Annotated in this window: 19 protein-coding genes and 1 riboswitch; of the genes, 9 read left to right on the plus strand and 10 right to left on the minus strand. The window is 52.3% G+C overall.

The window, feature by feature from the left end:
* Nucleotides 1-136 precede the first annotated feature (136 nt).
* The 6 genes from pcaD to GN241_05730 all read right to left on the minus strand — a co-directional run bounded on the left by pcaD (nt 137) and on the right by GN241_05730 (nt 5,127).
* Nucleotides 137-934: a 3-oxoadipate enol-lactonase gene (gene pcaD / locus GN241_05705; GenBank protein XAT56906.1), complete on the minus strand. Its 798-nt coding sequence runs from the start codon at nt 932-934 to the stop codon at nt 137-139.
* Between the two features lie 115 nt (nt 935-1,049).
* A complete protein-coding gene (locus GN241_05710) occupies nt 1,050-2,027 on the minus strand; it encodes a pyridoxal-phosphate dependent enzyme (protein XAT56907.1) in 978 nt (325 codons plus the stop codon).
* Nucleotides 2,017-2,853, minus strand: coding sequence for an alpha/beta fold hydrolase (locus tag GN241_05715; protein XAT56908.1), 837 nt, complete (start codon nt 2,851-2,853; stop codon nt 2,017-2,019). Before GN241_05715 ends, GN241_05710 begins: the two co-directional genes overlap by 11 nt.
* Nucleotides 2,853-3,539, minus strand: a complete 687-nt coding sequence (locus tag GN241_05720) for a haloacid dehalogenase type II (protein XAT56909.1) — start codon at nt 3,537-3,539, stop codon at nt 2,853-2,855. The genes GN241_05715 and GN241_05720 overlap by 1 nt, the downstream gene beginning before the upstream one ends.
* 159 nt (nt 3,540-3,698) lie before the next feature.
* Nucleotides 3,699-4,685, minus strand: coding sequence for a zinc-binding dehydrogenase (locus GN241_05725; protein ID XAT56910.1), 987 nt, complete (start codon nt 4,683-4,685; stop codon nt 3,699-3,701).
* Between the two features lie 10 nt (nt 4,686-4,695).
* Nucleotides 4,696-5,127 carry a transcriptional repressor gene (locus GN241_05730; GenBank protein XAT56911.1) on the minus strand — a complete coding sequence of 144 codons (432 nt, stop codon included), beginning with the start codon at nt 5,125-5,127 and terminating at the stop codon, nt 4,696-4,698.
* Between the two features lie 155 nt (nt 5,128-5,282).
* Here GN241_05730 and fabA point away from each other — a divergent pair, with 155 nt between their 5' ends.
* The 9 genes from fabA to GN241_05775 all read left to right on the plus strand — a co-directional run bounded on the left by fabA (nt 5,283) and on the right by GN241_05775 (nt 14,756).
* Nucleotides 5,283-5,792, plus strand: a complete 510-nt coding sequence (fabA, locus tag GN241_05735; protein ID XAT56912.1) for a bifunctional 3-hydroxydecanoyl-ACP dehydratase/trans-2-decenoyl-ACP isomerase — start codon at nt 5,283-5,285, stop codon at nt 5,790-5,792.
* Between the two features lie 30 nt (nt 5,793-5,822).
* Nucleotides 5,823-7,052: a beta-ketoacyl-ACP synthase I gene (gene fabB / locus GN241_05740; protein ID XAT56913.1), complete on the plus strand. Its 1,230-nt coding sequence runs from the start codon at nt 5,823-5,825 to the stop codon at nt 7,050-7,052.
* Between the two features lie 4 nt (nt 7,053-7,056).
* Nucleotides 7,057-7,848, plus strand: coding sequence for an SDR family oxidoreductase (locus GN241_05745; GenBank protein XAT56914.1), 792 nt, complete (start codon nt 7,057-7,059; stop codon nt 7,846-7,848).
* Between the two features lie 165 nt (nt 7,849-8,013).
* Nucleotides 8,014-9,336, plus strand: coding sequence for a tRNA (N6-isopentenyl adenosine(37)-C2)-methylthiotransferase MiaB (miaB, locus tag GN241_05750; protein ID XAT56915.1), 1,323 nt, complete (start codon nt 8,014-8,016; stop codon nt 9,334-9,336).
* 176 nt (nt 9,337-9,512) lie between these two features.
* Nucleotides 9,513-10,571: an AAA family ATPase gene (locus GN241_05755; GenBank protein ID XAT56916.1), complete on the plus strand. Its 1,059-nt coding sequence runs from the start codon at nt 9,513-9,515 to the stop codon at nt 10,569-10,571.
* Complete coding sequence (ybeY, locus tag GN241_05760) at nt 10,568-11,071, plus strand: rRNA maturation RNase YbeY (GenBank protein ID XAT56917.1); 504 nt, start codon at nt 10,568-10,570, stop codon at nt 11,069-11,071. The genes GN241_05755 and ybeY overlap by 4 nt, the downstream gene beginning before the upstream one ends.
* 27 nt (nt 11,072-11,098) lie before the next feature.
* Nucleotides 11,099-11,989 (plus strand): CBS domain-containing protein, encoded by an 891-nt coding sequence (locus tag GN241_05765; GenBank protein XAT56918.1) that lies wholly within the window; start codon nt 11,099-11,101, stop codon nt 11,987-11,989.
* A complete protein-coding gene (gene lnt, locus GN241_05770) occupies nt 11,910-13,487 on the plus strand; it encodes an apolipoprotein N-acyltransferase (protein ID XAT56919.1) in 1,578 nt (525 codons plus the stop codon). Before GN241_05765 ends, lnt begins: the two co-directional genes overlap by 80 nt.
* Nucleotides 13,488-13,517: 30 nt before the next feature.
* Nucleotides 13,518-13,566, plus strand: a riboswitch (SAM riboswitch).
* Nucleotides 13,567-13,571: 5 nt separating this feature from the next.
* Complete coding sequence (locus tag GN241_05775; GenBank protein ID XAT56920.1) at nt 13,572-14,756, plus strand: methionine adenosyltransferase; 1,185 nt, start codon at nt 13,572-13,574, stop codon at nt 14,754-14,756.
* Between the two features lie 75 nt (nt 14,757-14,831).
* On the opposite strand, the gene trpB is transcribed toward GN241_05775, so the two are convergent.
* The 4 genes from trpB to ihfB all read right to left on the minus strand — a co-directional run bounded on the left by trpB (nt 14,832) and on the right by ihfB (nt 17,450).
* A complete protein-coding gene (gene trpB, locus GN241_05780) occupies nt 14,832-16,064 on the minus strand; it encodes a tryptophan synthase subunit beta (GenBank protein XAT56921.1) in 1,233 nt (410 codons plus the stop codon).
* A 97-nt stretch (nt 16,065-16,161) separates the two neighbouring features.
* Nucleotides 16,162-16,809: a phosphoribosylanthranilate isomerase gene (locus GN241_05785; protein XAT56922.1), complete on the minus strand. Its 648-nt coding sequence runs from the start codon at nt 16,807-16,809 to the stop codon at nt 16,162-16,164.
* Nucleotides 16,810-16,811: 2 nt separating this feature from the next.
* Entirely contained in the window at nt 16,812-17,162 is a 351-nt protein-coding gene (locus GN241_05790) for a DUF1049 domain-containing protein (protein ID XAT56923.1), read from the minus strand.
* 3 nt (nt 17,163-17,165) lie between these two features.
* Entirely contained in the window at nt 17,166-17,450 is a 285-nt protein-coding gene (gene ihfB / locus GN241_05795; GenBank protein XAT56924.1) for an integration host factor subunit beta, read from the minus strand.
* Nucleotides 17,451-17,631 lie beyond the last annotated feature (181 nt).

The following is a 17,631-nucleotide window of genomic DNA, read 5'->3' on the forward strand; positions in this document are numbered from 1 at the left end:
GCTGCGCGTTTTTTTTATGCGCTGCGATGTAAGGGTATCTCTTTTTCTATTCACGCGGTTTAACGCGTGTTGCACCAATGGGCCTTCTGCGCCCTCTGGGCCGCGTTGAGTGGCAAGCGACGCTTGTATCATTGGGTTAATTATCGGTTGCATAGCCAACATCTTGCAAAAACTGGAGCAGAATTTTGGCATAAAGCTCAGGCTGCTCGACGCAGGGAAGATGGCCTGCTTTTTTGATCAGCTGAAATTGCGCGCCGGGGATTAAATTAATCGTTTCGCGCACCAAATCAGGCGGCGTAGAGCCATCTTCGTTGCCCGCTATACCAAGACAGGGCAATCGCAACCCAGAGGTGGGGGCCAAAAAATCGCTGCCCGCAATCGCCGCACTGCATCCTATATAGCCCTCACGGGGCTGGCGGATCAGCATATTACGCCATAAATCTAATTGCGCTGTTGCGCGAAAACCGGCGCTGAACCAGCGCTCCATAATAGCGCTTTCAAGGGCTTCAATCCCGCCTTGCTCAACCGCTTTTATACGGCCCTGCCACAGCTGCGATGTTCCGATTTTCGCACCCGTATTCGATAACACCAAAGCATGCACCAGATCCAAACGCTTGGCGGCCAATCCCTGTGCGATCATACCGCCGATTGACAGCCCTATAAAAACGCAATTTGAAACGTTTAAATGGTCTAACAGAGCTTCTGCATCGCGGATCAACGCGCCCATACTATAGGGGCCAGAGGGGCATTCGGACAGCCCGTGGCCGCGCTTGTCATATCGGATAATCCTAAAATCTTTCGGAAGATAAGGCAGAATAGGATCCCAAAGCCGCAAATCTGTGCCCAGCGAATTTGAAAAGACCAAAGCGGGCCCGTTTGGATCACCATCTTCGCGGTAATGCAGTTTTATATGTGTGAGATCCGCATAACGCATCCAACATCTCTCCCCTTGCGCTCGCTTTTTCTTTTTAAGCGCTTGGATTACGGGCTAACATTCCTGATTGGATCATTCAATATCTGCAGCGCGCTGCAGCGGGTTTTTACCTTGCTTAGCGACTGGGCGCGTGGCGCAAGGCGTTTTGGAACATTTCCGTATCGACATTGCCCCCTGAGGCCACGGCAATCACGGGGTGCTGCGCGCGTTCAGGGGCGTTGAATAATGCCGCTGCCAAGGCAACTGCCCCGCCCGGCTCGAGAACAATTTTCAAGCGCGCATAGGCCAACGCCATCGCTTCCAGCGCCTGTTGCTCAGAAACAACAAGCCCTTGGCTGCAATATCGCTGCAAAATTGGAAATGTAAGATCGCCCGGTGTCGGGGTTACAATGGCATCACAGATACCGCGTGCTTGCGGCGCATTATGCTGATGCGTGCCAGTTGCCAATGAGCGTGCGGTATCATCAAAACCTTCGGGCTCTACGGGAAAGACCTGCATCTGCGGCGCGGCATCGGCCAGCGCAATCGCGATGCCGCTGGTCAGCCCGCCACCGCCACAACACACAAGAATATCGGCGCGCTCTATGTTTAAAGCGGCGCATTGATCGGCAATTTCCAGCCCGGCCGTGCCCTGGCCCGCGATGACCTGCGGCTCATCATAAGGTTTGATCAAGGTCAACCCACGTTGGTCGGCCAAGGTTGCGCCAATCGCTTCGCGGCTTTCCTTATGCCGATCGTAAAGCTGCACTTCAGCACCTAAGGCTATGGTATTGTTGATTTTAATTCGTGGCGCATCCTCGGGCATTATGATCAAGGCGGAAGTATCGTGCTGTTTCGCGGCGAGGGCCACGCCTTGCGCGTGGTTGCCCGAAGAAAACGCCAACACGCCTTTGCGCCGCTGGGCTTCGTTTAAAGCCGAAATGGCCGCAAACGCGCCCCGATATTTGAAGCTGCCAGTATGCTGTAAACATTCAGCTTTTACCCAGATGGGGCGGCCTGCGATCTCATCTAAAAAGGGCGAGTTGAGCAATGGCGTTTCCCGCGCATGGCCGCGCAGGCGCCCCGCGGCAGCTTTGATAAGATCAAGGTCCATTTTCTATTAACGTGCTCCATTTGTGCAACGCGTCAAGCGCTTGGGGTTCATCTAAAAAGGGAATATGCCCTCGGTGCGGGACTTTAGCCAAAATCATATCGGGCCGATATGCCTGCATTTTTTCTACCGATGCGGCGCTTAGAAGGTCTGAATTCACACCATGAATTAAGGCCAAAGGCAGACCGTCCAAAGCCTTAAACAGAGGCCAAAGGTCAGGATTGGGCAATGCGGCTTGTTGCTCAATCACTGCATTGCGCAGTTTTGCATCATAGCGAAGGTCTAACCCAAGCGGGGTTTCTACGTAGAGATTAGCCGCTTCGGCGCGCCAGCGTTCTTTGGGTACATGTTCAAATCCCGGGCTATGGGCTGCGCGCATCCGGGCTGCCTCTTCCAGCGTTTTTGCGGCGGGAGGGCGACCCAAATAGGCAAAAATATCGTCCAAGCCAGTTGACTGCAATTCTGGTCCAATATCGTTGAGCGCCACGGCGCTGAGGCGATTTTTGGCGATATGGGCAAGAAACATCGCAATAATGCCACCCCGTGATGTTCCCAGAATTGCGGTTTTTTCAATATTCAAATGGTCAAGAAGTTCAAGCGCATCCGCAGCTTCGCGCGGCACCATGTAAGTTTTGTAATCTGCCGCCCAATCTGAACGGCCTCGACCTCGATAATCAAGCTTAATCAGCCGGAACATCGACAGATGCGGGCTGACAAAATCAAAATCATCCAGATTGCGCGTCAGGCCGGACAGGCAAAGTAAAGGCCGACCATGGCCGGTATCGGTATAAAAAAGCGACAGACCATCTGAGCTGGTGAAACGTGGCATCAGCTTTGCGCCAGTTTTGGCAGAGAATGCAGTGTATTCAGCTTATGCTTTGGCGTGTGTGCAAGCCGATCAAGCGGAATATTGTTTCGATTGACCCAGGCCGTTTCAAACCCGTATCCGGTGGCGCCCGCAGCATCCCAGCCATTTGCCGAGACAAATAAAACCTCTTGTGGGCCGCAGTTGAAATGTTGCCCAACAAGATCGTAGACGCGGCTGTTTGGTTTGAAAACGCCAACGCGTTCAACCGATAAAATAGCGTCGAGATATCCGCCCAATCCTGCAGAAGCCACGGCTGCGTCAAGCATAGCGGGGGATCCATTTGATAAAATGGCCGTTTTCATCCCCATTTTCTTCAGACGGCGCAGCATATCGGGCACTTCGTCATAGGCTTGTAATTCCCAGTAAAGCTGCAAAAGCCGTTCGCGTCGCGCATCATTTTTATCAAGCGATAGCGCTTCGAGGGCAAAATCAAGCCCATCTTGCGTGACCTGCCAAAAATCACAATGCTCGTGAGTGATTGCTCTTAGCCAAGTGTATTGCAGCTGTTTGTCGCGCCAGATTTCCGCAAGCTTTTGCCATTGATTTTCTAAGGCGGCGTCATTGCCTTCTTGCGCTGCAAGCCGGGCGGCGGCAGCAACGTCAAATAAAGTGCCATAGGCATCGAAAACACAGGTTGTGATGGGCATATGCGGGTCCTTAGATTCGCAACAAACTGGCACGCGCGGCGCGGTCTGAAAAGCCCAAAACCCATTTCAGTTTGATCTTTATAGCCGGCTTGATAATCGGCGCAGCACTTCGTTGCTGAGAAGAGCATCGCTGGCAAAAGAGAGGGGGCAGCGTTTTTGCTATTTAATTTCCAATAGTACCGCGCCGCGCCGGCCACCGCGCTCAACATGCTGATGCGCCGATGCACATTCTTCCAAAGGGTAAATCTGATCGATTTGAGGCAGTAAATCCCCCGCGGTTAAGGCTTTATGCAAGCTGTCTATCGCGTTTTGACGATCGGTTTCATTCAGAATGTAGATGAGGGCGATATCGATTTTTAGCGCTTTGAATAAAAATTGCCCAAAGGGCAAGCTGGGGTTCATATCCAGCGCAGATCCATAAACAGAGATGACGCCTTCAGGCCGCATTACATCGGCCAAAAGCGGTGCATTCAGCCCGAATTCAAGCTCTACGGCGCGATCAACGCCGGCGCTGCATAACGCTTTGATGTCTTGCCCAAGATCGGGGGCTTTATAATCAAACACGTGATCTGCGCCGGCGGCCAAAACGCGTTCAAAATGCGGCGGTGAAGCCGTTGCGATAACCTGCGCGCCGCCGGCTTTCGCCAGTTGAACGGCAAGATGTCCAACCGTGCCGCCTGCACCGGAAATCAACAAGGTCTTTCCAGATATAGCGCCGCCGCCAAGCACGCAATGCGCCGCGGTAAGGCCAGGAATTCCTAAGACTGCGCCGGTTTGCAAACTGATCGCTTCGGGCAGGGCCACTGCCTGAGTTGCCGGAAGCGTGATATACTCAGCCGCAGTGCCATGGGCCCGCGCCCATTGCCCGTTCCAAATCCAAACCCGCTCTCCCAACCGCTTTTTGCTGACGCCTGCGCCAAGATCGGTGATGATACCCGCGCCGTCAGAATGCGGCGTGATCAGATCGAAGGCGGGTTTCACCACCCCTGGTCTGGCGCCGGCACGGGCTTTCACATCTGAAGGATTGACACCCGAATAAGCCAATTTGACCCGCACTTCCCCTTCTGCGGGCTGGGTGGGTTTCAAAGTGTTCAGCGCAAGAACATCGCTCGCAGGCCCGAACCTGTTATAGACCATTGCACGCATAACAGCTCTTTTATGGTTTGAGTGTGGTTTTTTTGCGCAAACGTATCACCACATCGACCGAAACGATTTCAGCGCCATCAGGTGCATTTGGCAATTGGGCGATTTGCAGCTGCTCTGCCGGGGCATCGGATAAGGTTGTCGTGTCTTCCCAAAAGAAATGCGGGTGTTCATGGGTGTTTGTATCGAAGTAGCTTTTTGATCCGTCCACCGTGATTTCTTGCATCAAGCCCGCATCGCAAAACGCGCCAAGCGTATTGTAAACCGTTGCAAGGGATACTTTGTCGCCAGCATCTTTTACTCGCTCAAACAAACTTTCGGCAGTCACATGCCGGTGGCCACCATCCCCCACGAGCACATCAGCAAGCGCCATACGCTGCCGAGTTGGTCGTAACCCTGCGGAGGCGAGCCATCTGCTGGCCCTGTTATAAGAAGTTGATGTCATCCCGTCACCCGATCGTCGCCTCAGTATATGTTGCTTCTGCTCCGAAGTTCAATGTTTTTAATTCTGCGCGGCGCGATGTTTGGCGCCAAGACTTGCAAGCCGGTTTGTCGCAATGCTACAAAGGTCTCAAAACAACAAAAATATTGAGGGTCAGTATGGCGAATTTTCCAACCCAGTTTGATCGTGATGATCTGCTGAAATGTGCGCGGGGCGAGTTGTTTGGCGAAGGCAACGCGCAATTGCCTGAGCCTCCCATGTTGATGATGGATCGGATTACCGATATCTCCGAAGATGGTGGTGCCTATGGTAAAGGCCATGTGGTAGCAGAGTTTGATATAAAGCCGGACCTATGGTTTTTTGACTGTCATTTTCCGAAAAACCCGATCATGCCTGGCTGCCTGGGTCTGGATGGCTTGTGGCAACTCACCGGGTTCAATCTAGGCTGGCGCGGATGGCAGGGGCGCGGATATGCTTTGGGCGTGGGCGAGGTAAAACTGACCGGGATGGTGCGGCCAGATCGTAAATTACTGAAATATTTTGTTTCATTTTCAAAGGCTATTCAGACGCGGCGCTTGACGATGGGCGTGGCTGACGGACGCGTTGAAGCCGACGGGGAAGTCATCTATCAGGTCAAAGACATGAAAGTCGCCTTGTCTGAAACTTGATGTTATTTTCAAAACTTAAGGAGAATATTGATGCGCAGAGTTGTGGTGAGCGGCATGGGCGTTGTGTCGTCTATCGGCAATAACACCCAAGAGGTGCTGGCCAGCTTGAAAGCTGGAACATCCGGGATCACGGCAAATGTAGCGATGCAAGAGCATGGGTTTCGCAGCCAAATTGCTGGCGATGTCAAATTGGATGTTGCAGATTATGTTGATAAGCGAACCCTACGTTTCATGGGGCGCGGCGCTGCCTATGCCTATATTGCGATGCAGCAGGCCATTGAAGATGCGGGGTTGACCCTTGAGGAAATCTCGCATCCGCGCATCGGATTGGTGGCTGGGTCTGGTGGCCCCTCGACCAGCGCAATGCTAACGGCGCATCAGGTGGTGTTGAACTCTGGAGCCCCGAAAAGGATCGGTCCATTTGCCGTGCCCAAATGTATGTCATCCACGATTTCTGCTAATCTGTCGACGGCCTTTAAGATCAAAGGGGTGAATTATTCGATTACATCTGCGTGTTCAACTTCGTTGCATTGTATTGGCAATGCGTCTGAGCAAATCATGCTTGGCAAGCAAGATGTGATGTTTGCAGGCGGCGGGGAAGAGCTGGATTGGACCCTCTCTTGCTTGTTTGACGCGATGAATGCGATGTCGAGCAAATATAATGACACGCCTGAAAAAGCGTCGCGGGCCTTTGATGCCGATCGTGATGGCTTCGTGATCGGCGGTGGCGGCGGGATGCTGGTTTTAGAAGAGCTTGGTCATGCCAAAGCCCGTGGGGCAAAGATCTATGCCGAAATTACCGGATATGGTGCAACGTCAGATGGCCATGATATGGTCGCCCCCTCGGGCGAGGGCGGCGAGCGGGCCATGCGGATGGCGCTTGAAACGTTGCCTCAAGGCCGGGCCATCGGCTATATCAACGCGCATGGCACCTCAACTCCGGTTGGTGATGTAGGGGAAGTTGAAGCGGTGCGCCGGGTTTTTGGCGAGGGTAGCACGCCTCCTATTTCATCAACCAAATCGATGACGGGCCACAGCCAAGGCGCCACGGGCGCGCAAGAGGCGATTTATTGTTTATTGGCCTTAGAGCATGATTTCTTAATCCCATCGATCAATGTGGAGAGCTTGGATCCCGCGATCCATGCTGGCGAAATCGTGACCGATCTGGTCGAAAATGCGGGGCTGGATTCGGTGATGACCAATTCTTTTGGATTTGGTGGCACCAATGGATCAATGATCATGAGCAAATATTACGGGTGATGACATGTCAGATTTGCTAAAGGGAAAACGTGGCCTGATCATGGGCGTTGCCAATGAGCGCTCGATCGCTTGGGGCATTGCCAAAGCGATGGCGGATGCGGGCGCAGAGCTGGCCTTTACCTATCAAGGAGAGGGATTTGGCAAGCGCCTTGCACCCCTTGCCGCAAGCGTTGGCAGCGATTTCATGGTGGATGTTGATGTGACAGATGATCACTCGCTTGATCGCGCCTTTGCCGCAATTGAAGCACGTTGGGACCAGCTTGATTTCTTGGTGCATGCCATTGCCTTTTCCGACAAAAACGAATTGACGGGCCGGTTTATCAACACCTCGCGCGAGAATTTTAAGAATTCGCTGGATATTTCGGCCTATTCCTTCATCGAAGTGGCCCGGCGGGCGCATCCGCTCATGCAAGACAAAGGCGGTTCTTTGCTGACCCTGACCTATCAAGGCTCTAACCGCGTTACGCCATTTTATAACGTGATGGGCGTTGCCAAAGCCGCGCTGGAAGCCAGCACGCGATATCTGGCAAATGATCTGGGCCCCGATGGTATTAGGGTCAACGCGATATCACCCGGCCCGATGAAAACCTTGGCTGGCGCCGCGATTGGTGGGGCGCGCAAAACCTATAAATTCACCGATCTTAATGCTCCGCTTGGCTCTAACGCAACTTTAGAGGCGGTGGGCGGTACGGCGGTGTATCTGGCCTCGGAAGCGGGTGCCTGCACGACCGGGGAGATCATACGCGTCGATGGTGGATTTCACGTGCTTGGAATGCCGCAACCGGAAAATCTATAGCCGCCGCAGCGCCCCGAGCAAGGATATCACGGCAAAACCGTCTAAATTTTTTAGGGCTGCGTTATTTTTCCCTGAGCTTCATCGAAAGCGCGGAAACAGCGCATTGCAAAAGCGCCTAAAATCAGTGTATGTGCTGCCTCTATTCCAAGGTTAGAGGGCTAAGCAATGAGCGCGCCAAAAAAACTATTCGTAAAAACCTATGGCTGTCAGATGAATGTCTACGATAGTGAGCGTATGGTAGAGGCTTTGGGACGCTCTGGCTATGTTGAGACCGAAACGCCGGATGATGCGGATATGATCTTGCTGAACACTTGCCATATTCGCGAGAAAGCCGCAGAAAAAATTTATTCGGAGCTTGGTCGCTTTAAACCGCTGAAAGATGAAAAGCCGGATTTGAAAATAGGCGTGGCGGGATGCGTGGCGCAGGCGGAAGGCGAAGAAATTATGCGGCGCCAGCCGATGGTGGATTTGGTGGTTGGACCGCAAAGCTATCATAATTTGGCTGCATTGGAGGCCCAAGCGGGGCAGGGCAGTAAAGCGATTGATATCGAGTTTCCGCCAGAGGATAAGTTTGAAGTTCTAAAAGAGCGGCCTAAAACTCGCCGCGCACCGGCCGCGTTTTTAACTGTACAAGAGGGCTGTGATAAATTCTGTGCCTTTTGCGTCGTGCCCTATACCCGCGGTGCCGAAGTCTCTCGTCCGGCGGCGCGGATCTTGCGCGAGGCTCAAGAATTGGTTGAGCGCGGGGTGCGCGAAATCACCTTATTGGGCCAAAATGTGAACGCCTATCACGGCGAAGGTGTTGAAGGGGCCAGCTGGAGTTTGGCGCGGTTGATTTGGGCCTTGGATGAGGTTGATGGATTGGAGCGTATTCGCTTTACCACCAGCCACCCAAATGAGATGAGCGATGCGCTGATTGAGGCGCATGCCGATTGCAAAAAATTGATGCCCTATTTGCATCTTCCGGTGCAATCGGGCTCGGATAAAATTCTGAAACGGATGAACCGCGCCCATACCGCTGACAGTTATCTGCGGGTGATTGAAAAGCTCCGTAAAGCGCGCCCCGATATTTTACTCTCAGGTGATTTTATCGTCGGGTTTCCTGAAGAAACCGAAGAAGATTTTCAAGCCACGATGGACTTGGTGCGCGCCGTCGAATATGGACAGGCCTATTCTTTTAAATATTCCACCCGCCCGGGAACGCCCGCCGCAGAACGCCCACAAGTAGAAGAAGCTGTAAAAACAGAGCGGTTGCATCGTTTGCAAGATCTGCTTTGGTCGCAGCAGCGCGGCTTACAAAAACGCATGGTGGGGCGCGAAGTATCGGTGTTGTTTGAAAAAGCGGGCCGCGATGCGGGGCAAATGGTCGGTAAATCAGAGCATCTGCATGCCGTCCATGCTTATGCGCCGGATGTTGAGATAGGCGAGTTGCGCCAGGTGCGGATCGTCGAAAGCCTGACCAATTCTTTAACCGGTGAATTGCTTTGATCGACCAAACGCGCGGCGCTGACAAAGCGTGTTTTTAGCCCTTTGCGGTCCAATTTGAGCGTTCCATGGGCAGTATATCCCGTATTTGTGGTTTTATTTGTCCGTACCTCGCCAGATGCGCTTGCGTTCCAAAGCTGCTCTTGGCAGGGTTTTAGAAAGTTATTTAGGAGTAATATGTGGCGTCAGGATTGTTTTCTACCCCGACCGAAGGCGGACAACCGCCGCAAAGCCTTATAGAGTTTCCCGATAATCGATTGTTGATCGACCTTTGCGGCGAATTTGACAGAAATCTAGCAGATATCGAACAGAAAATGGCTGTGCAGATCATTCGCCGCGGCAACGAATTGGTCGTTTTCGGGGAAGAGGAGGCGCGCCAAAATACGCTGTCTGTACTGAGGGGCCTGTATCAGCGGCTAGAGGGCGGTCGCAGCGTTGAACCCGGCGATGTTGACCGTGAAATCCGCATGAGCGATGGGTCGGCGGTGGGCATGGAAGCGAAAGAGCTTCCGCAAATGGAACTTTTTACCGGCGCAAAGCTTGAGATCAAAACCCGCAAAAAACCCGTCGAACCAAGGACGGCGGCGCAAAAAGCCTATGTTGAATCTCTGATGAAAAATGAATTGGCGTTCGGGATTGGGCCGGCAGGGACCGGTAAAACTTATCTAGCGGTGGCAGTGGCGGTTACAAAGTTTATATCAGGTGAAGTGGATCGTATTGTGCTAAGTCGCCCCGCCGTTGAAGCCGGGGAGAAGCTTGGATATTTGCCGGGGGATATGAAGGACAAAGTCGATCCTTATATGCAGCCGCTTTATGATGCGTTGAATGATTTCTTGCCCAGCAAGCAATTGGCCAAGCTGATCGAAGAAAAACGTATTGAAATCGCGCCGCTTGCCTTTATGCGCGGGCGCACGCTCGCCCATTCTTTCGTGGTTCTGGACGAAGCGCAAAACACCAGCGTTATGCAGATGAAAATGTTTTTAACGCGCCTTGGAGAAGGGTCGCGGATGGTTATCACCGGGGACCGATCGCAAGTGGATTTGCCGCGCGGCGTCACCTCAGGCTTGGCCGATGCTGAGCGTTTGTTGAGGCACATCCCGAAGATCCGCTTTAATTATTTTTCCTCCAAAGATGTGGTTCGGCATCCTTTGGTGGCTGCGATTATTGATGCATATGATCAAGATCCGGAAGCTGCACAGAAGCCACAGCGGCGCGCTGGAGCGGATCGAGCTTCATGAACGTTGAGGTGGTGATCGAGGATCGCCGCTGGGAGCAGGCGGAACTTGAGCGCTTAAGCGTGAAGGCTTTGCAGGCGGTGCTGGCGCATTTTAACCTAAGGTCGGAACGGTTTGAGATTGATATCTTGGCCTGTAATGATGCGCGTATTGCCCAGCTCAACGGAGATTTTCGAGAAAACGCAAACGCAACAAATGTCTTAAGCTGGCCCAGCCAAGAGCGTAGAGCACAAGAAGATGGCGCAGATCCAAACCCGTTTGATCAAGTTGCCGATGATCCAAGCTTGGGTGATATCGCCTTGTCTTATCCAACCTGTCGGGCCGAGGCAGATGCGGCGGGCTTGGTATTTTCCGATCACATTTTGCATTTACTGGTTCATTCGATGCTTCATTTGCTCGGATATGATCATAAGCGTGACTTAGATGCCACGCTTATGGAGGGTTTAGAAATTGAAATACTTGGCAAACTGGGTGTGAATAACCCATATAAAGAAATAACCTAGGTGTAGGTGCCTTTTTGAAAGAGAGTTATGGACGATAGCGACGGATCTGCTAGGGCGGCGCAAAGCGCGCAGCCTTTCAGGCAAGACAAAAGTTTTTGGAGTTGGTTCAGATTTGACCGCGGTAATCGCGATAGCGCGCGACATGAGCCGGCCGGTGCCTCCCAAACGCAAAATTTAATCCGCCAGCCTGATCATATCGGCATGATGAATTTGCGCCGCAAGCGCGTAGAGGATGTGGCGATCCCCAAAGCTGAGATTGTTTCGGTGTCTGACACCATTTCCCGTGATGATCTTGCAGCCGTGTTTCGTGATAGCGGTTTGACCAGATTGCCCGTTTATACTGGCACTTTGGACACTCCGGTCGGAATGGCGCATCTAAAAGATTTCGCGCTGAAATATGGATTTGATGCGCTTTCGGATGAGTTTGAATTGGCGCCAATGTTACGCCCGCTTCTATACGTGCCCTTATCGATGCCCATTGGCGTTTTGCTGACAAAAATGCAAACCGAACGGCGCCATATGGCTTTGGTGATCGATGAGTATGGCGGGGTTGACGGATTGGTAACGATCGAAGATCTGATTGAGCAGATCATCGGCGATATTGAAGATGAACATGATCTGGAAGAAGATAGTTTTTGGACCTTGTTAAAACCGGGATATTACTTGGCTTTGGCCAAAACACCGATGGAAGATTTCTGTGCGGAAACCGGGCTTGATCTAACCCGCGATGATACGATTGACGGCGAAGAGATCGAAACGCTTGGCGGGTTGGTGTTTATGTTAGCGGGCCGCGTTCCCGCGCGTGGCGAAGTAATTTTACACCCGCAAGGCGTAGAGTTTGAAATTTTTGATGCGGATCCGCGCCGTATTAAACGCCTGCGGGTGCGTCTGCCAAATGTGGCCCAAGCCGCAGAATGATCCTGCAATGAGGTTGGGCAGCAGGTTTTCTGGGCGGCTCTTGATTGTCTTAATTTTAGGGGTTGGCTTGGCGTTTGGTCAACCGCCTGTATCGCTTTGGCCGCTGGCACTGCTGTCTTTACTCGCAGTTTTTTGGCTGGAAACGCATCAATCTTTGAATGATTCGCTGCCGCAAGCCTTTGGGCGCGGCTGGTCTCTCGGCATGGGATATTTCACCGTTTCGATGCATTGGATTGTAGAGCCATTTCTGGTGGACAGCGCGGCGCATGGTTGGATGGCTCCGTTTGCTCTTCTTCTTTTTGCCGGTGGGTTGTCGGTTTTCTGGGGCTGCGCTTTCGCGCTGGCGCTGCGACTGCAAACGCCGTTTGGTCTGGCATTTGCGCTTGGGTTTTTCGAGTTGGCGCGCGGATATACGCTGACGGGATTTCCATGGGGGGCTTTGGGATATATTTGGGCTGACACGCCGGTTGCGCAAAGTGCGGCTTGGATCGGGCTTTATGGGCTGAGCGTAATCACCGTATTTTGGGCGGCATGCGTTCATTGGCTGTTTTTACGAAAACAGATTTTCTGGATGGTTTTGGTTTTGGTTGGGGTTTGGCCAGTGGCTTGGATCGGGGGCGATATGCGTCTGACGATGCAAAAATCTGCTTTAACCGAGCGAACGGTGCGATTGGTGCAACCAAACGCCCCGCAACATCAAAAATGGGATCCCGCTTTTTCGCGTTCATTTTTTGAGCGCTCCCTTGCGTTTACAGCTGCAGAGCCCTCTGTCGATCTTGTGGTTTGGCCAGAAAGCGCTCTGCCCGTTAGCTTTGAAAATGCTGAAACTTTGATCGAACAAATCGCAGTGGCAGCAGATGGCACGGCTTTGCTGTTGGGGGCGCTGCGACTTGAAAATGAAAAAGTGCTGAATTCAATTGTATATATGGATCAAAATGGCAGTGCCGAAGTGGTTTATGACAAACATCATTTGGTGCCGTTTGGAGAATACCTGCCCTTTGAGCGTTGGCTAGAGCGGATCGGGCTTGGGTTCACATCTGATTTATTTGGAACCGGCTTTGCCGCCGGCGAGGGTCCGAAACTCATAAATATAGCGCCATTGGGGGCCATTATGCCTTTGATTTGTTATGAGGCCGTATTCCCGCAAGATGTTTCGTTTGCGTCACAAAAAGCGACAGTTTTGCTGCAATTGACCAATGATGCCTGGTTTGGCCGCTTTGCCGGGCCACAGCAGCATTTGGCGCAAGCGAAAATGCGCAGCATTGAGCAGGGCTTGCCGATGATTAGGGTGGCCAATACGGGTATTTCCGCAATGATTGACCCTTACGGCCGCAGCCTTAAACAGCTGGGTCTGAATACAGCGGGTTTTATCGATGCACAGGTGCCGCAGCCCGCGTCGGCCACCCTCTATCGCCGCTTTGAAATTTGGACAGTTTTTGCCCTTTTGTTTGCCATCCTTATGCTCAGTTTGATCTGCCGCCGTCAAATCAGCGGTTGACCTTCCGGGGGCGTTTTAATACCACTGCCCCTATCGCCACAACGGCTTCCTGACGTGGCGGATTTTTCAAATCGGAGCGATTTCATGATAAGACAAGACTATATTTTTACCTCTGAATCCGTGTCAGAGGGGCATCCTGATAAGGTGTGCGACCGTATCTCAGACGCGGTTTTAGACGTTTTTATCGGCGAAGAGCCTGAGGCCCGCGTTGCCTGTGAAACCTTTGCCACCACCAATCGGGTGGTGATCGGGGGCGAAGTTGGTCTGTCAGATGCCATAAAGCTCAAAGATTATATGGGGCGCATCGATCAAATCGCGCGCGCCTGCATAAAAGATATTGGCTATGAGCAAGAGAAATTTCATCATGAGACGGTTGAGATCACCAACCTGTTGCATGAACAATCTGCGCATATCGCGCAGGGTGTTGATGCGTCTGAAAACAAAGATGAAGGCGCCGGCGATCAGGGAATCATGTTTGGCTATGCAACCACCGAGACCGATGCATTAATGCCGGCACCGATCCAGTATAGCCATGCAATTTTACGCCGCTTGGCCGAAGCGCGTAAAAATGGCAGCGCTGCAAGCTTAGGGCCAGATGCGAAATCGCAGCTCTCGGTGCGCTATCAAGGCGGCAAACCAGTTGGGGTCAGCTCGATTGTGCTTTCAACGCAGCATTTGGACGCCCAAATGACCTCCGAAGATGTGCGCGCCGTTGTTGAGCCTTATATCCGCGAAACGCTGCCCGATGGTTGGATTGATGTTGACACGCATTGGCATGTGAACCCGACAGGTAAGTTTGTGATCGGCGGGCCGGATGGAGATGCAGGCCTCACTGGGCGGAAAATCATTGTGGATACTTATGGCGGCGCCGCGCCGCATGGCGGCGGTGCGTTTTCGGGCAAAGATCCGACAAAAGTTGATCGCTCGGCCGCTTATGCAGCGCGCTATCTGGCCAAAAATGTTGTGGCGGCTGGCTTGGCCGAACGCTGCACAATCCAGCTTTCCTACGCGATTGGAGTTGCAGAGCCTTTATCGATATATGCCGATACGTTTGGCACGGGCGCGGTTGATGCCGCTGCCATCGAACAGGCTATTGCTGCTTGCATGAATTTGACTCCACGGGGCATTCGCCAGCATTTAGCGCTGAACAAACCCATTTACCAACGCACGGCAGCCTATGGGCATTTTGGTCGCCAGCCGGAGGCGGATGGTGGGTTCAGCTGGGAGCGCACAGATTTGGTGGATGCGCTTCACGATGCGCTGAAATAGCTGTTCAAAAACAAGCGTCGAAAAACAAAAAAACCGCCCAGACCAAGGGCGGTTTTTTCTTTTGAGACCTGTGGATTATCCAAGCGCGCCCATATCAAAATTCAGATGTTTGGCCACGGTAAAGATATCTTTATCGCCGCGCCCGCACATATTCATACAGATGATATGGTCCTTGGGCAGCTCGGGCGCAATTTTCATCACATGGGCCAGCGCGTGGCTTGGCTCGAGGGCGGGAATGATCCCCTCAAGCGCGCAGCACAGCTGAAAGGCCTCAAGCGCCTCTGCATCGGTAATAGCCACATATTTTGCGCGGCCGATTTCATGCAGCCAAGAATGCTCGGGGCCGATCCCGGGATAATCTAAGCCGGCCGAAATCGAAAATCCTTCGAGAATTTGCCCATCATCATCCTGCAAAAGATAGGTGCGGTTGCCGTGGAGCACGCCCGGACGCCCCCCGGTGAGCGAGGCGCAATGTTCCATTTTTTGGTTTACGCCCTTTCCGCCAGCCTCAACACCGATGATATTCACGTCTTTATCGTCTAAAAACGGAAAGAAGAGGCCCATCGCGTTCGAGCCGCCGCCAATCGCGGCAATGATGGTATCGGGCAGGCGGCCTTCGGCGGCCTGCATTTGGTCTTTGGTTTCCTTGCCGATAATGGCTTGAAAATCGCGTACCATGGCGGGGTAGGGATGCGGCCCAGCAACGGTACCAATGCAGTAAAAGGTATCGCGTACATTGGTTACCCAATCGCGCAACGCATCGTTCATAGCATCTTTTAAAGTGCCGCGCCCCGAGGTGACGGGCACAACTTCGGCGCCCAAAAGCCGCATCCGAAACACGTTTGGCGCTTGCCGTTCTACGTCATGTGCGCCCATATAGACCACGCATTTCAAACCGAATTTTGCGCAAACTGTCGCTGTGGCAACGCCATGCTGACCAGCCCCAGTTTCGGCGATGATACGTGTTTTTCCCATGCGGCGCGCCAAAATAATCTGACCCAATACGTTGTTAATCTTATGCGCGCCGGTATGGTTAAGTTCGTCGCGTTTCATATAGATTTTGGCGCCGCCAAGATGCTCTGTGAGCCGTTCAGAAAAATAAAGCGGGCTGGGCCGGCCAACATAATTCGTCCAAAGATCATTCATCTCGGCCCAGAAACTATCATCGGTTTTTGCAATGTTATATTGCTCTTCCAATTCCAAAATAAGTGGCATCAATGTTTCTGAAACGAACCTTCCGCCAAATTGACCAAACCGGCCCTTTTCATCGGGTCCGGTCATGAAGCTGTTAAAAAGATCGTTTGGCATGCGCCCCTCCAAAAATCGGCTTTTGCAAGATGTAGCTTTGTAACCCCGGCGGGTAAAGAGAGTACATCATATAAAGGTGAAAGGGTGATGTTTTGCCTCAGAGGCGGGCCTGAGCCACGAAGTTACGCATTTTTTCCATGTCTTTGGTGCCCGGAGCGCTTTCTACGCCAGAGGAGACATCAATCTGCCGCGCCTGCGTTACGCGTACGGCTTGGGCCACATTATCGGGTGTCAAACCACCTGCGAGCATCCAAGGTATTTTCCAGGTGTGATTTTCAAGAAGTTGCCAATCAAAGGCCAACCCGTTTCCCCCCGGCAATTTGGCCCCGGGGGCAGGCTTTGCGTCGATCAGCAATTGATCACAAATTTCAGCGTATCGATCAATTTCGCGTAAGTCTTGAGCCGTTGCGATCCCGAGCGCTTTCATAATCGGCAGGCCTGTGCTTTGCTTGATTTGCTGAACGCGCTGTGGCTGTTCTGCTCCGTGTAATTGCAGAATATCGATGGGAACCTGTGACAACATTTCCTCTAGAAACGCATCTTGGGGGTTCACAACCAAGGCCACTTTGGCGAAGCCTGGGGGCGCTGCTAAGGCCACTTCCCGGGCTTTTGCCAAGCTTAAATGGCGGGGTGATTTTTCGTAAAATACCAACCCTCCGTACGTTGCTCCGGCTTGAGCTGCGCCCTTTATGGCTTCGGGGCTGGTAAGGCCACAAATTTTCACCCGCGTTGGGCTTTGGGTCATGCTCAGCTTACCTCATCGATCAGAGCCAAGACATCGTCTTGATCTGCGTATTTTTCTTGTTTGAGCTTTTTCAGTTCGCGTTCAGCCTGCCGCAAGGCTTTTCCATTTGCGGCAGCCTCCGACCGCAATTTATATTCTCGCAACCATTCCCATATAAAGCCGACGAGAACTCCAAAGATAATACCCAAGAAAAACACAAGAAAAACGGGCAATGTGATTGACCAATTCATCCCGATCAAATTTGCAAGATCAGGCGGTAGGAAGGCAAGTTCGGCCGGTGCTTTATTCGCCACTGCAACGATAATAAGAACAAGCGCCAGGCTTATAAGAAAGGCATAGCGCAGATATTTCATGACTTACGTTTTCCCGTTCAGACGATCGCGCAGTAATTTGCCAGTCTTAAAAAACGGGACGTGCTTTTCCTCAACATCCACTGAGGCACCGGTGCGCGGGTTGCGACCCACGCGCGCATCCCGGCGTTTGACAGAAAACGCACCAAAGCCGCGCAATTCCACCCGATCGCCATTCGTCATTGCATTGGTAATTTCGTCGAATACGGTATTAACAATTCTCTCAACATCGCGTTGGTACAAATGCGGATTTTGGTCCGTTATGATCTGTATTAGTTCCGATCTAATCACGTGGCCTCCCCCTATGTTTTGATTTTAATAACGTCAGGTTACAAAATAATCATCCTGTTTGGAAATGCTTTGTTTTTCTGTGGCGCAAAATTATCCGCTTTTTTGAGGTATTTAATGATCGTTACCAGTTTCTGTTTTTGCTTGGGACATTTTTACGGGCGAAGAAAGAGATGTCTTAGCG

It is taken from the genome of Rhodobacteraceae bacterium IMCC1335 (assembly GCA_039640495.1).
In the GTDB taxonomy this organism is placed as follows: domain Bacteria; phylum Pseudomonadota; class Alphaproteobacteria; order Rhodobacterales; family Rhodobacteraceae; genus Thalassovivens.